13 protein-coding genes and 1 pseudogene are annotated in these 14,762 nt (G+C 51.4%); 5 read left to right on the forward strand and 9 right to left on the reverse strand.

The genetic code is table 11. From position 1 onward, the window contains the following. Position 1: 1 nt before the first annotated feature. On the reverse strand, positions 2 to 460 hold the full coding sequence (mraZ, locus tag HP572_RS16490) for a division/cell wall cluster transcriptional repressor MraZ (protein ID WP_010298042.1): 459 nt from the start codon (positions 458 to 460) through the stop codon (positions 2 to 4). Between the two features lie 457 nt (positions 461 to 917). Next, a complete protein-coding gene (locus HP572_RS22940; protein ID WP_256462085.1) occupies positions 918 to 1,046 on the reverse strand; it encodes a hypothetical protein in 129 nt (42 codons plus the stop codon). A gap of 303 nt (positions 1,047 to 1,349) precedes the next feature. On the opposite strand from HP572_RS22940, the gene HP572_RS16495 reads away from it, so the two are divergent. After that, a complete protein-coding gene (locus tag HP572_RS16495; RefSeq protein WP_010681525.1) occupies positions 1,350 to 1,787 on the forward strand; it encodes an L-alanine exporter AlaE in 438 nt (145 codons plus the stop codon). Between the two features lie 66 nt (positions 1,788 to 1,853). Here HP572_RS16495 and cra read toward each other — a convergent pair whose 3' ends face one another. The 4 genes from cra to HP572_RS16515 form a co-directional block, all read right to left on the reverse strand. After that, positions 1,854 to 2,858 carry a catabolite repressor/activator gene (gene cra / locus HP572_RS16500; protein WP_039278293.1) on the reverse strand — a complete coding sequence of 335 codons (1,005 nt, stop codon included), beginning with the start codon at positions 2,856 to 2,858 and terminating at the stop codon, positions 1,854 to 1,856. 267 nt (positions 2,859 to 3,125) lie between these two features. Further along, a complete protein-coding gene (ilvN, locus tag HP572_RS16505; protein ID WP_010681718.1) occupies positions 3,126 to 3,617 on the reverse strand; it encodes an acetolactate synthase small subunit in 492 nt (163 codons plus the stop codon). Positions 3,618 to 3,619: 2 nt separating this feature from the next. Further along, entirely contained in the window at positions 3,620 to 5,338 is a 1,719-nt protein-coding gene (gene ilvI, locus HP572_RS16510; RefSeq protein ID WP_205551701.1) for an acetolactate synthase 3 large subunit, read from the reverse strand. Positions 5,339 to 5,699: 361 nt separating this feature from the next. Beyond that, positions 5,700 to 7,505, reverse strand: a complete 1,806-nt coding sequence (locus tag HP572_RS16515) for a long-chain fatty acid--CoA ligase (protein WP_240583776.1) — start codon at positions 7,503 to 7,505, stop codon at positions 5,700 to 5,702. A 410-nt stretch (positions 7,506 to 7,915) separates the two neighbouring features. Between HP572_RS16515 and leuA the strand changes: the two genes are divergently transcribed. The 4 genes and pseudogenes from leuA to leuD all read left to right on the forward strand — a co-directional run bounded on the left by leuA (position 7,916) and on the right by leuD (position 12,625). Continuing rightward, entirely contained in the window at positions 7,916 to 9,514 is a 1,599-nt protein-coding gene (gene leuA / locus HP572_RS16520; RefSeq protein WP_039278285.1) for a 2-isopropylmalate synthase, read from the forward strand. Then, positions 9,514 to 10,606, forward strand: a pseudogene (gene leuB / locus HP572_RS16525) (3-isopropylmalate dehydrogenase). The gene leuA and the pseudogene leuB overlap by 1 nt, the downstream one beginning before the upstream one ends. Before the next feature lie 2 nt (positions 10,607 to 10,608). Then, positions 10,609 to 12,009 carry a 3-isopropylmalate dehydratase large subunit gene (leuC, locus tag HP572_RS16530; RefSeq protein WP_240583777.1) on the forward strand — a complete coding sequence of 467 codons (1,401 nt, stop codon included), beginning with the start codon at positions 10,609 to 10,611 and terminating at the stop codon, positions 12,007 to 12,009. Positions 12,010 to 12,022: 13 nt separating this feature from the next. Further along, a complete protein-coding gene (leuD, locus tag HP572_RS16535) occupies positions 12,023 to 12,625 on the forward strand; it encodes a 3-isopropylmalate dehydratase small subunit (RefSeq protein ID WP_039526799.1) in 603 nt (200 codons plus the stop codon). Positions 12,626 to 12,693: 68 nt separating this feature from the next. Here the strand turns inward: leuD and HP572_RS16540 are convergent, their stop codons facing one another. The 3 genes from HP572_RS16540 to HP572_RS16550 all read right to left on the reverse strand — a co-directional run bounded on the left by HP572_RS16540 (position 12,694) and on the right by HP572_RS16550 (position 14,678). Continuing rightward, on the reverse strand, positions 12,694 to 13,005 hold the full coding sequence (locus HP572_RS16540) for an AzlD domain-containing protein (protein WP_039501490.1): 312 nt from the start codon (positions 13,003 to 13,005) through the stop codon (positions 12,694 to 12,696). Next, positions 13,002 to 13,736, reverse strand: coding sequence for an AzlC family ABC transporter permease (locus HP572_RS16545; RefSeq protein ID WP_240583778.1), 735 nt, complete (start codon positions 13,734 to 13,736; stop codon positions 13,002 to 13,004). The genes HP572_RS16540 and HP572_RS16545 overlap by 4 nt, the downstream gene beginning before the upstream one ends. A 105-nt stretch (positions 13,737 to 13,841) precedes the next feature. Continuing rightward, positions 13,842 to 14,678: an AraC family transcriptional regulator gene (locus HP572_RS16550; RefSeq protein WP_240583779.1), complete on the reverse strand. Its 837-nt coding sequence runs from the start codon at positions 14,676 to 14,678 to the stop codon at positions 13,842 to 13,844. Between the last annotated feature and the right edge of the window lie 84 nt (positions 14,679 to 14,762).

Genomic DNA, 14,762 nt, shown 5'->3' on the forward strand with positions numbered 1-14,762 from the left:
ACTATAGCGATAGGTCCTGCAACCGCTCAGACAGAGGTTCCTGAGTCGATTGTTCAGCGTCAATATCATCCCTGACCTGTTGATACCAAGTCTGTTCATCCCACAGTTCAAACTTGTTGAACTGCCCGACTAGCATCACTTCTTTTTTGAGGTCCGCATGCTGCCTTAACGTATTCGCAATCAACAAACGCCCTGCACTATCCATTTGGCACTCGCTGGCATGCCCCAATAACAAACGCTGAACACGACGTTCAGCAGGGTTCATGCTCGACAAGCGCGACAATTTTTGTTCAATAATTTCCCATTCAGGTAAGGGATAAAGCAGCAGGCATGGCTGATGCAGGTCAATGGTGCACACCATTTGACCTTGCGATTCCCCGTTCAGCATTTCCCGATATCGGGTAGGCACAGCAAGGCGCCCTTTACTGTCGAGGTTAACCAGCGTAGCCCCACGAAACATACCTGAGTTACCCCTCCACAACCTTTTTCACCACTTTACCCCACAAAATCCCACCTTTAAGAGTGTACGGAGGGTATGAAAACCTTGTCAAGCCAGAGCTGGCGCGCTTTGGGATTATTCCTGAATGAATTCGGGCCGACATAGAGGTAAAAGGAATAAGGAGTCAGAATTAACAAAGATTAACATCATGATAATTTGAGGAAAATTTATAGCGGAACGGGAATATTGCAAACATATAGCCACCAACTCCGGCATATCGATTATTTTTATTGTCACAAGCTGATACCAAAGACAGCAGTTTTCAGAATAGTCTTACCAAGCCGAACACCTTGAATACCAAGGCCTACACAAGCCCGCAGCATCATACCGTAGCTGTTAACATCTGCTCAATGTCACATTTTTAACATCAACATCGCCGATTCTTCATTAATCAGCCAATTTACGTTCATTGATGCCCTTACCGACGAATGCGGTTTCCTGAAAAGAAAAGCAGGCTCAGGAAATGTGCCGAATAAATTAAGCGCCCCTCATCCTCAAAGACGCAGTAAAAATGAGGCACCACAAGCAACCCTGTTTTATCGGTCATCTACTCACTTCCTTTAATGCTTTAACGCAATTCCTTCCCGCGCAGAAAGGCTTTTCACCAAAAAACCATAACAATTTGTTTTTAAATAATTTTAAATCTCTTGTCGCGATAAAAAAACGGAAAAATTACCGGACAGACATAAAGTAGCGGGAAAGTATAAAAAGCGCTCACAAATAAATATTTTTACCTAGTACAAAGCCAATCATGCAGTGATGTAAACTACGCAAATAAAATAAGGCATGACAAAAAACCATACAAAACCATTACACCAGTTTATCCGCCCTAAGAATGGAGCAACCAGGAATGTTTTCCCCGACGTCACGATTGCGAAGTGCCACCGCAGATACCTTTGCGCTCGTTGTCTATTGTTTCATCACCGGCATGGCGATAGAAATCATGCTTTCCGGTATGAGCTTCGAGCAATCGCTGTCTTCACGCTTGTTATCTATCCCCGTCAATATTGCCATTGCCTGGCCGTATGGGCTTTACCGCGATCGCGTGTTGAATATGGCCAGACGTCACGGCGGTGAGCATTTCCTGGTGCGCAGCGTCGCCGATCTGTTTGCCTATGTCAGCTTCCAATCCCCGGTTTACGCCATCATTCTCTGGTCTATCGGAGCCAACCCCGCGCAAATCCTGACCGCGGTTACCAGTAATTTGGTGGTGTCGATGGTGACGGGCGTGATATATGGCTACTTTCTGGAATATTGCCGTCGGCTATTCCGGGTCGCCTTGCCGTAAAAGTGAATTGAGGCTGGGTAAGGAAGAAGCGCCATAGCAATCTATGGCGCAAAAAGCAGGTAGAGATTACGCGCGGCTCAAAGAACCACGACGATACAGATTACGCCGGATACGATTCAAACCCGGTTTCGGCCTTTTCGGCTCATCCAGACTGGCCAACACCAGTTCCAGTACACGTTCCGCGACTTCACGATGGCGCTGAGCGACAGACAATACTGGGCATTCCAGATAATCCAACAGTTCATTATCCCCAAAGGTCGCAATAGCTAGATTATTCGGCAAGCGCCCGTTAATCTTCAGGTTAACGTCCATCACGCCCTGCAATAGCGGGAATGACGTGGTGAATAACGCTTCAGGCATAGGATTATTTTTCAAATAATCCATAAACGCGGCGGCAGCAGCCACGCGTTCATAGCTATTAGAATAAAGGTAATTCACTTCGCGCGGATCGCCCGCCCATGCCTGACGGAACCCCTGCTCACGCAGGAAGCTGACGGAAAGCTCAGGCAAGGCACCAAGATAAAGTACCGATTTCGCAGGCACTTTTCTTAATTCCTGCGCCAGCATTTCAGCATCTTCAAGATCGGCCCCCACCACGCTGGTGAAGTGCTCACGATCTAACGCTCTGTCTAACGCAATAATCGGCAAGCTGCCGTTTATCCAACGTTGATAAAACGGGTGCTCCGGCGGTAATGCGGTAGAAACAATAATCGCGTCAACCTGACGCTGCAACAGATGCTCAATGCATCGCATCTCGTTGTCTGGCTGATCTTCTGAACACGCAATTAATAGCTGATATCCGCGCTGTCTGGCCTGACGCTCCAGATAATTAGCGATGCGTGTATAGCTGGTATTTTCCAAATCGGGAATAACCAAACCAATTGAACGCGTACGCCCAGCACGTAATCCAGCCGCGACGGCGTTGGGATGATAATTGTGCTCCCTGACGACAGCCATGACTTTCTCAACGGTCTTATCGCTCACGCGATATTGTTTTGCTTTCCCGTTAATGACATAGCTGGCTGTCGTGCGTGAAACACCCGCAAGACGCGCGATTTCATCCAGTTTCACGGTAACCCCTTAGTAGGCCGGAAAATAAGTAGGCCGGCTCAATAAATAGTGTGATGACCATAAAATCATCATGGATATGGCGTAGATCTAACAGCAGAAGCTTTTGTACGGCAACTGCTTTTATCACGTTACCCACATATTTCAAGCTGCCATATCAATAATGGATGTCTTTTAAGCCGAATATATTGTGTCTATATAAGATAAGGGAAATAAAAAGGCCCGATACTATTATCGGGCCTCTTAAAAGAAAAAGCAGCGAAAAGTCGATTAACGCATGATTTTATCGCCGCGCGATACGCCGACGATACCAGAGCGCGCCACTTCAACAATTTCGGAGACTTCACGCACGGCACTAAGGAACGCATCCAGTTTATCGCTGGTGCCAGCAAGCTGTACGGTATAAAGCGAAGCGGTGACATCCACGATCTGGCCGCGGAAAATATCGGCGCAGCGTTTCACTTCTTCACGACCATAGCCTGTCGCCTGTAGCTTCACCAGCATGATTTCACGCTCAACGTGCGCGCCCTGCCCCAGCTCGCTGACGCGCAGGACATCCACCAGCTTGTGCAGTTGCTTTTCGATCTGCTCCAGCACTTTCTCATCGCCTACCGTCTGGATAGTCATACGAGATAGCGTTGGGTCTTCGGTTGGTGCCACCGTCAGACTTTCGATGTTGTAGCCGCGCTGGGAAAACAGGCCGACGACACGTGACAAGGCGCCTGATTCATTCTCAAGTAATACTGATAAAATCCGCCGCATGATCAGGTCCTCTCCGTTTTGCTCAACCACATTTCATCCATCGCCCCGCCGCGAATCTGCATGGGGTAAACATGCTCGCTGCTGTCGATGTTGATATCAACAAACACCAGACGGTCTTTCTGCGCCAGCGCTTGCAACAGCTTGCTTTCCAGTTCGTCCGGCGTATCGATAGAAATCCCGACGTGACCGTACGCTTCAGCCAGCTTGACGAAATCCGGTAATGATTCCATGTAAGAACTGGAATGGCGGCCAGAGTAGATCATGTCCTGCCACTGCTTCACCATGCCAAGGAAACGGTTGTTCAGGTTAATGACCACCACAGGCAGATCATATTGCAGCGCCGTAGAAAGCTCCTGAATATTCATCTGAATACTGCCGTCGCCCGTTACGCAAATTACCGTTTCTTCCGGCAGCGCCAGTTTGATACCCAATGCCGCAGGCAGGCCAAAGCCCATCGTGCCCAGTCCACCGGAGTTCACCCAGCGGCGCGGTAAATCGAAAGGATAATACAGCGCAGCGAACATCTGGTGCTGGCCGACGTCCGATGCCACATAGGCTTTGCCTTCGGTCAGCCGGTGCAGCGTTTCAATCACCGCCTGCGGTTTAATCTTGTCGCTGTCGGTGCTGTATTTCAGACAGTGACGCCCACGCCACTGTTCGATAACCTGCCACCAGTCGCGCAGCGCATCAAACTGCTGCTGTGCGCCATCTTGCGCCAGCAACTCCAGCATCAGGCTTAATACCTGTTTGGCATCGCCAACGATAGGAACATCGGCATTGACCGTTTTGGAAATCGACGCGGGATCGATATCAATATGCAATACCGTCGCATTCGGACAGTACTTCGCCAGATTGTTCGTCGTACGGTCGTCGAAGCGCACCCCTACGGCGAAAATTACATCGGCGTTATGCATAGCCATGTTGGCTTCATACGTCCCGTGCATCCCCAGCATACCGAGGCATTGACGGTGCGTGCCGGGAAAACCGCCCAGCCCCATCAGCGAGGTTGTCACTGGCAGGTTAAGTTTTTCGGCCAGCGTCAGCAGTTCTTCGTGGCACTCCGCGTTAATCACGCCGCCACCGCCGTAGATAATCGGTTTTTCTGCCGCCAGCAGCGTTTGCAGCGCACGACGAATCTGACCTTTGTGCCCTTGAACTGTCGGGCTATAGGAACGCATGCTGATGCTTTCGGGATAAACGTACGGCAGCTTATTCGCCGGATTCATGACGTCTTTCGGCAGATCGACCACCACGGGACCCGGGCGTCCGGTTGATGCCAGATAAAACGCTTTTTTCAGGACAGTCGGGACATCTTCCGCTTTCTTGACCAGAAAACTGTGCTTCACGATCGGGCGAGAGATCCCCACCATGTCGCATTCCTGGAAGGAATCGTAGCCAATCAACGAAGTCGCAACCTGACCGGACAACACCACCATAGGAATGGAGTCCATATAGGCAGTAGCGATACCGGTAATGGCATTGGTCGCACCGGGACCGGACGTGACCAGCACAACGCCGACCTCACCCGTCGCGCGCGTATAGCCATCCGCCATATGTACCGCACCTTGCTCATGCCGCACCAAAATATGATCGATACCGCCAACCGTATGCAGGGCGTCGTAAATATCCAACACCGCACCGCCCGGATAACCGAACACATGTTTTACGCCCTGATCGATCAACGATCGGACCACCATTTCGGCGCCTGACAACATCTCCATGGGTCTGCCTCTTTTGTTCAGAAAGCGGAATCCGCTTCTGTATTGATCGGGAGAAATCCCCGAGCTCACATTGTATTAATACTGTTAACTTTTAGTACAAGAATACGAAATATTATAGGGATTACTGATAACCCATTAACATAACGCCAGATTATGACGCAGACAAACGGCAAAAAACCACCGCCCTTAATCGTGCCTAGGGGAAATCGAACGTGAGGGAAAAAGGAACTGAGATAAAATACTAACTGGGAACCTTCCGACCTGAGAGATCGTCCATGAAGGCCATAAATTACAGAGTGAAATATTGAGGCCGAAAACCACATTTCTTTTCAGGAAACGCGCTTCTCGGCCGACGACATCATCAAGACTCAGCGTACATCGCATCAATTTCTAGCTGGTAACGCTGGTTGATGATCTTCCTGCGCAGCTTGAGCGTTGGCGTCAGTTCCCCTTCTGCCATCGAAAACGGCACAGGCAGCAACGTGAATTTCTTCACCTGCTCCACGCGGGAAAGCTCCTTCTGCATCTCCCGCAAGCGCTGTTCGAACAGCTCAATAATATGGCTGTGGCGCAGCAGCTCCAGACGATCGTGGTACTTCAGGTTGATAGAGTGAGCGTATTCTTCCAATGCTTCGAAGCAGGGAACAATCAGCGCAGATACGTACTTACGCGTGTCCGCAATAATCGCAACCTGCTCGATGAAGCGATCCTGTCCCAGCGTGCCTTCCAGATGCTGCGGTGCAATATATTTACCGCCGGAGGTTTTCATCAGATCTTTCAACCGTTCGGTAATAAACAGGTTACCGTTGGCATCCAGTTCCCCCGCATCGCCGGTTTTCAGCCAGCCATCTTCGGTAAACGTTTCTGCGGTTTCCTGCGGACGGTGGAAATAACCCCGCATGATGGTCGCACCGCGTACCTGAATCTCTTTTTCCTCGCCAATACGGACCTCAATGCCCGGCAGCGGCGTACCAATAGAGCCCAGACGGAAGCGGCCTTCCTCCCAACAGGAAACCGTCGCACAGGTTTCGGTCATGCCATAACCATAGATGATGCGAATTCCGATCGACCGGAAAAACAGAATGATGTTGTCATCCAGTCGCGCGCCTGCGGCTGGCATAAAGCGAATCTCGCCCCCCAGCAGTTGGCGCAGTTTCCCTAGCACCAGACGGTCTGCATAGTGGTACATCACGCGGCGGAAAAGACCGCCCTTCTTCGCGGTCTGGCTCGCCAGAAAAGCGTTTTTCCCCTGCGCGATAGCCCAGTTAAATAGCCGCTGGCGATACCACGGTGCCTGCGCCACTTTTTCATGGATGGCGCTATAAACTTTCTCATAAAAACGCGGTACGGCGCACATCACCGTCGGCTTCACCGCCTGCATCGCATCACGAACCAGATTCGTGTTGTTGAGATACACGTTCTGGGCACCACGATGCATGATGACAAAGCTCCACGCACGTTCAAATACGTGGGAAAGCGGCAAGAAACAGAGCGATACGTCATTTTCTGACATATCCAGACGATCGTCATGCAGCTTAAGCTGCATCGCCATGTTGGTGTAATCCAGCATGACGCCTTTCGGCTCGCCGGTAGTACCAGAGGTATAAATCAGCGTAAACAGATCGTTGAGATCGCGGCTGTCGATACGCGCTTGCCATTCATCACGCCAGAAATCGTCTACGGCCTGCGCTTCAAATTCATGCAGGGATTGTACGATGTCGCTACCACGCAGGTTAACGCCTTCATCCATCACGATGATGTTTCGCAGTTGCGGGCACGTATCCCGCAGCGCCAGCAGCGCATCCAACTGCTCCTGGCCGCCGACGAATATCGTACGGATATCCGCATCGTTGATGATGAATGCCGCCTGTGCCGCCGTATTCGTGGCATAGATTGGCACGCTGATCGCACGCAGGTGCAGCAGCGCCAGATCGGCCAGCGACCAGTTCATTGAGTTGTGAGAGAAAATCGCAACCCGTTCCTGAACATCCAGCCCCAGCGCTAAAAGCGCGCTGGCAATGCGCTGAATGCGCTGCCCGGCCTGTGTCCAGGTGAGCTGCTGTTCGCCCGCAGGCGTCCACTCGCGCAACGTGATACGGCCTGCGCAGTGATTGATTCGATCTTGGACCCGGTGCACCACATGGTATGGCTGTAAATGATTATTCATCTGTAAAAGAATTTCTAAGGGGGAAGAATTTGACAGCGTTTCAGCGTACAGCTGTACATTATTTGGCGTGCAGTCTACCGTCATTGTTCAAAACCGCAACGATCTTTCGTTCATTCGGCGCAGGCTATCGCTGGTTTACTTGATGCATGTCACACCAATCAAAAGTTGACATAACCCTGATAATCGCGTACCAATAAAGGAACACCGAATTTTAGATGACGAGACACCATGTTCAACTTTACTGTCCTACTAAGCCTACTACTAAACGCATCCTTCTTGCGCGGTAGGTTTGTGGGCAGAGTTCAGAACTAAGTTTCTCGCCACACGATACAAAAACCCGCGCTGATGCGCGGGTTTTTTTTTACTCGCCGAGCGCCAAGTACAAGTAGACACGACAAGGAACTAAACCGATGAGCGAGCAAGTCATTATTTTCGATACCACATTACGCGATGGTGAACAGGCATTACAGGCGAGTCTGAGTGTAAAAGAAAAGCTGCAAATTGCCTTCGCCCTGGAGCGTATGGGCGTTGATGTCATGGAAGTCGGCTTTCCTGTGTCCTCTCCAGGCGACTTTGAATCTGTTCAGACGATCGCCCGTAATATCAAAAACAGTCGTGTGTGTGGCCTGACCCGCTGCGTCGAGAAGGACATCGATGTCGCCGCAGAGGCGCTGCGTGTCGCAGAAGCGTTCCGTATCCACACCTTTATCGCGACCTCACCGATGCACATCGCCACGAAGCTGCGCAGCACGCTGGATGAAGTGATCGAACGCGCCATTTACATGATCAAACGCGCGCGTAACTACACAGATGACGTTGAATTTTCCTGCGAAGATGCGGGTCGTACGCCAATCCCAGACCTGTGTCGCGTGGTTGAAGCCGCCATCAATGCCGGTGCTCGCACCATCAATATTCCTGACACCGTCGGCTACACCATGCCGCATGAGTTCGGCAATATCATCGCCTCGTTGTACCAACGTGTTCCCAATATCGATAAAGCTATCATTTCCGTTCACACTCATGACGATCTGGGTCTGGCCGTCGGCAACGCCATGGCGGCGGTACACGCAGGCGCTCGTCAGGTAGAAGGTACACTGAACGGTATCGGTGAACGCGCGGGTAACTGTTCACTGGAAGAAGTTATCATGGCGATCAAAACTCGCCATAACATTCTGAATGTACACACCAACATCAATCATCAGGAAATCTACCGTACCAGCCAACTGGTCAGCCAGATTTGCAACATGCCTATCCCTGCTAACAAAGCGGTTGTGGGTGCTAACGCCTTCGCTCACTCCTCTGGTATTCACCAGGATGGCGTGCTGAAGAACCGTGAAAACTACGAAATCATGACGCCGGAATCCATCGGCCTGAAAGAAGTACAGTTGAATCTGACTTCCCGTTCTGGTCGCGCGGCGGTGAAACACCGCATGGAAGAGATGGGCTATCAGGACAGCGATTACAATCTGGACGATTTGTACTCTGCCTTCCTGAAACTGGCGGACAAGAAAGGTCAGGTCTTTGATTACGATTTGGAAGCGCTGGCCTTTATCAGCCGTCAGCAGGAAGAGCCTGAGTTCTATCATCTGGATTATTTCAGCGTTCAGTCTGGTTCCAGCGTGATGGCAACCGCCTCTGTCAAACTGATCTGCGGCGAAGAAACCCAGTCAGAAGCCGCGACGGGTAATGGCCCGGTAGATGCCGTTTATCAGGCGATCAACCGTATTACGGGTTATCAGGTTTCACTGGTCAAATACCAACTGACCGCCAAAGGTCAGGGTCGTGATGCGCTGGGTCAGGTTGATATTGTCGCGGATTATCAAGGGCGTCGCTTCCACGGTGTCGGTCTGGCAACGGATATCGTTGAATCTTCCGCGCAGGCAATGGTAAATGTATTAAACAACATCAAACGTGCTCAGCAGGTAGAAAAAGAAATTCAACGTCTGCAGCAGCACAGTAACCAACAACAAAACGATAGCAAACAACAAAACAGTCAGGAAACAGTGTGATGACAAAGAGCTACCATATCGCCGTTTTACCCGGAGACGGCATTGGCCCAGAAGTAATGGCGCAGGCCCATAAAGTACTGGATGCGGTACGTCAGCGTTTTGGCATCCGCATTACCACCAGCGAATATGACGTTGGCGGTATCGCCATTGACCGTCAGGGCACGCCGCTGCCACAGGCGACCGTCGCAGGCTGTGAGCAGGCCGATGCGATTCTGTTTGGTTCCGTTGGTGGCCCGAAATGGGAACACCTGCCGCCAGCAGAACAGCCGGAGCGCGGTGCGTTGTTGCCTCTGCGTAAGCACTTCAAACTGTTCAGCAACCTGCGCCCTGCTCGTCTGTATCAGGGTGCTGGAAGCGTTTTGTCCGCTGCGTAGCGACATCGCCGCGAAAGGCTTTGATATCCTGTGCGTCCGCGAACTGACGGGTGGGATCTACTTCGGCCAGCCAAAAGGTCGTGAAGGTAGCGGTCAGTATGAGCGCGCTTTCGATACCGAGGTGTATCACCGTTTTGAGATTGAGCGCATCGCGCATATCGCGTTTGAATCCGCTCGCAAACGTCGCAGCATCGTGACCTCCATCGATAAAGCCAACGTGCTGCAAAGCTCGATTCTGTGGCGCGAGATCGTCAACGAAGTCGCCAAAGCCTATCCAGATGTGAAGCTGTCCCACCTGTATATCGATAACGCGACGATGCAGTTAATTAAAGATCCGTCTCAGTTTGACGTGATGCTGTGTTCTAACCTGTTCGGTGACATTCTGTCCGACGAGTGCGCCATGATTACCGGTTCAATGGGCATGCTGCCTTCCGCAAGCCTTAACGAGCAAGGCTTTGGCCTGTACGAACCGGCTGGCGGTTCCGCACCGGATATCGCTGGTAAAGATATTGCCAACCCGATTGCACAGATTCTGTCGCTGGCGTTGCTGCTGCGCTACAGCCTGGGTGCAGATGATGCCGCAGAGGCAATCGAAAAAGCCGTCAATACCGCACTGGCTGAAGGCTACCGCACTGCCGATCTGGCAAGCACCGGTAGCGCGATCGGCACCAATGAAATGGGCGACGTGATTGCGCGTTTTGTCGCGCAAGGGGCATAACCATGGGTAAGACGTTATATCAAAAATTGTTCGACGCGCACGTGGTTCATGAAGCGCCGAACGAAACGCCGCTGCTGTACATCGACAGACATCTGGTACACGAAGTGACTTCCCCACAGGCTTTCGACGGCCTGCGCGCGATGGGCCGCAAGGTTCGTCAGCCGGGGAAAACCTTCGCGACCATGGACCACAACGTGTCCACGCAGACCAAAGACATCAACGCCAGTGGCGAGATGGCTCGCATCCAGATGCAGGAGTTAATCAAGAACTGTGCAGAATTCGGCGTTCAGCTGTATGACCTGAACCACCCGTATCAGGGTATCGTTCACGTTATCGGGCCTGAGCAAGGGATGACGCTGCCGGGTATGACCATCGTCTGTGGTGACTCGCACACGGCAACGCACGGCGCATTTGGCTCACTGGCTTTCGGTATCGGTACGTCGGAAGTGGAACATGTGCTGGCGACGCAAACCCTGAAGCAGGGTCGCGCCAAAACCATGAAGATTGAAGTCACAGGCGATGCACCACACGGCATCACCGCGAAAGACATCGTGCTGGCGATCATCGGTAAAACCGGTAGCGCAGGCGGCACCGGTCACGTGGTTGAATTCTGCGGTACCGCTATTCGTGCGCTGAGCATGGAAGGCCGTATGACGCTGTGCAACATGGCGATTGAAATGGGCGCGAAAGCGGGTCTGGTTGCACCGGATGACACCACTTTCAACTACCTGAAAGGCCGTCAGTTTGCACCGAAAGATGCCAGCTGGGACGCCGCCGTTGCGTACTGGAGCACGCTGAAATCCGATGATGACGCGCAATTCGACACAATCGTCACGCTGGATGCCGCTCAGATCGCGCCGCAGGTCACCTGGGGTACCAACCCCGGTCAGGTTATCGCCGTCAATCAGGAAATCCCTAGCCCTGACTCTTTCAGCGATCCGGTAGAACGCGCCTCCGCGGCCAAAGCACTGGCCTATATGGATTTGCAACCCGGCATTAAACTGACTGACGTGAAGATCGATAAAGTCTTCATCGGCTCCTGCACCAACTCGCGTATCGAAGATTTGCGCGCCGCGGCAGAAATCGCCAAAGGGCGTAAAGTCGCCGCTGGCGTTCAGGCTATCGTCGTACCCGGCTCCGGCCCGGTAAAAACCATGGCGGAACTGGAAGGGCTGGATAAAGTGTTCATCGAGGCGGGCTTTGAGTGGCGCTTACCGGGCTGCTCCATGTGTCTGGCGATGAACAATGACCGTCTGAACCCCGGCGAGCGTTGTGCATCAACCAGCAACCGTAACTTTGAAGGCCGTCAGGGTCGCGCTGGCCGCACCCATCTGGTCAGCCCGGCAATGGCTGCGGCTGCCGCAGTGACGGGTCGCTTTGCCGACGTCCGCGAGTTGAATTAAGAGAGAAACCGACATGGCTAAATTTACTCAACACACTGGTCTGGTGGTTCCTCTGGATGCCGCTAACGTCGATACCGACGCCATCATTCCCAAGCAGTTTCTGCAAAAGGTAACGCGTACCGGTTTCGGCCAACACCTGTTCCACGACTGGCGCTTTCTGGATGATGCGGGCCAACAGCCTAACCCTGAGTTTGTGCTGAACCAGCCGCATTACAAAGGGGCGAGTATCCTGCTGGCGCGAGAAAACTTCGGCTGTGGCTCTTCCCGTGAGCACGCACCGTGGGCGCTGACCGATTACGGCTTCAAAGTCGTTATCGCTCCAAGTTTCGCCGATATCTTCTACGGCAACTCGTTTAACAACCAGCTGCTGCCGGTGAAGTTGAGCGACGAGGAAGTGGACGAGCTGTTCAAGCTGGTTGACGGGCAGGAAGGCATTAACTTCACGGTCGATCTGGAAAATCAGGTCGTTCAGGCGGGCAGCAAAAGCTATCCGTTCGAAATCGACAGCTTCCGCCGTCACTGCATGATCAATGGATTAGACAGCATCGGCCTGACGCTGCAACACGAAGCGTCAATCACCGAGTATGAAAAGAATCAGCCTGCTTTTCTGAACTGATTCAAGATTACGGATAGCCCGAAGCCCGCACTTTATTGCGGGCTTTTTCTTTTGGAAGACCGATTGCCTTATAGTAAAGCGGCAATCAGATAGAAAGCCAACATACTCAAAAGCACCGCGCCCACAATATTTCTGATAAAGAATGAAATCACGACACTCACTATCGCGCCGAGAAAATACGGGTTATCAGGAAATGCGCGAATCACGCCGTGATCCATTAAAATAATCGGGCCACAAATCGCGGTGAGTAAACAAGGTGCTGAATACTTTAATGCACGATGGAGTAAAACCGGAATTTTTACCGGCACAGCGGGTTCGAGAAAAATATAGCGATTAAAAAATACGATCCCTGCCAAAACGAATATCAATAACCAGCTCATTTTTCTTCCTTAAGTACAGACGCAATGAACACAGAGAAAAACATGCCGCCGACGCCGGCAATAGCAATGGCGCCTTCCACCTCGAAATAGGTTAATAGCATCGACAACAGCAGAGAAAACAGAACGCCAGAAAAGGTACTGATTTTCTTTATCATCGGTACAACAATGGTGATGAACGTGGCAACGATAGAATAATCAAGATGATACTTATCCAAATCGGGCACAGATGACGCCATGACCACGCCAAGAATGCTGAAGATATTCCAAAAAATATAAAAGGTGAAACCGGCACCAATTAAATAGCTGGTGCTAACGTTGTTCTTCCAGTCTTTCTTTTCGCTGAGTGCAAAAAGCTCGTCTGATAATAAAAAGCCGATAGGAAGGCGCTTTCTCAATTTCAACGTTGAAACATATTCGCGTAGCGTCAGGCCATATATCAGGTGCTGAGCGGTAATAAAAAAAACAGAGATTAATAGCGTCGCGACATTCGCCCCAGACATAAGTAAGCCTAGTGACACGAGCTGCGCCGCCCCCGCGAAAATAATCGCGGACATCCCGATACTTTGCCCAACGGACAATCCCGACTGGATAGCCATAGAGCCAGCCAGAATTCCCCAGGGCACCACGGACAAACAGAGCGGAAGCATTTCAACCACGCCGGTCATAAAATGCTTCCACGGACTAACAGTCTCTTTTGATTCAGACGATGAACGGGCTACGGTGTTTTCCATATAACATTGCACTACCATAAAAAAATCGATAGCGGAAAACTAACAAAACGTTTTTTAAGAGTATTGGATGAATTTGCTGCGCCCCAGAATAGGGGCCGAGTATAACTACAGATTGCCTTTAGCAAACTCCCCTGGCGTCAGCCCCAAAGAATTTTTGAAATGACGGTGGAAGTGGCTCTGATCGGTAAAACCGCACCGTACGGAGACATCAAGGATAGCATCGCCTTTACGCAGCAATGCCTTAGCTTTGCGCAGACGAGCCTGAATCAAGTAGGCGTGAGGCGTAATCCCCACCACCGCTTTAAACTGTCGTAAGAAGTGCCACACACTGAGTTCGGCCAGCGCGGCCAATTCAACAAGAGCCAGTTCTCTCTCAGGATAGCTGTCCATAAACGCTTTAACGTTCAATATGTTTTGGGTCGCAACGGGCAACATCTGTGGCGTCAGGCGCGTCTTGCTGTAGCGCATCGTCAGCCAAGTTAATGACGACAACAGCAGCGTTTCTTTCAAGAGCATATTGCCCGGCTGAGTGAGCATATTGAACGTCATGAGCAGCTGATCCGACAGCCCTGGATCGTGAACAACGGCGTCGGGAAACCACGGAATGGAATCCTTTGCGCGTTGAAGATCCTGATTAATCGAACGAAAAAGATCGGGATGCGGATAAATGGCGCGATAGGCCCAGCCAGTTTCTACTTCGGAACTCCCCGTGTGTACATCGTCCGCGTTCACCAGAATGATGTCACCTTTAGGCGCAACGTGCTCTGCACCGGAGCGATAAAAACGCTGAGCCCCCTGCTCAATTACACTGATGCAATATGTATCATGCACATGACGAGGAAAATGCTGCTGATAGTACTGCGCCTGCAACATATCCAGACCACCTAATGCTTCCAGGTGTCTGAAATGTGTTTGCTCTTGCACTACCGGCTTTTTATGCACGCGTTAATCCTCTTATCCTTTGTACAAAATTGCTCTGGCGGAAGCGACATGTGCATCCTTCTTTATCGCCAGAAACAGCGTACC

Origin of the sequence: Pectobacterium sp. PL64 (assembly GCF_022477975.1) — a bacterium.
Lineage (GTDB): Bacteria > Pseudomonadota > Gammaproteobacteria > Enterobacterales > Enterobacteriaceae > Pectobacterium > Pectobacterium jejuense.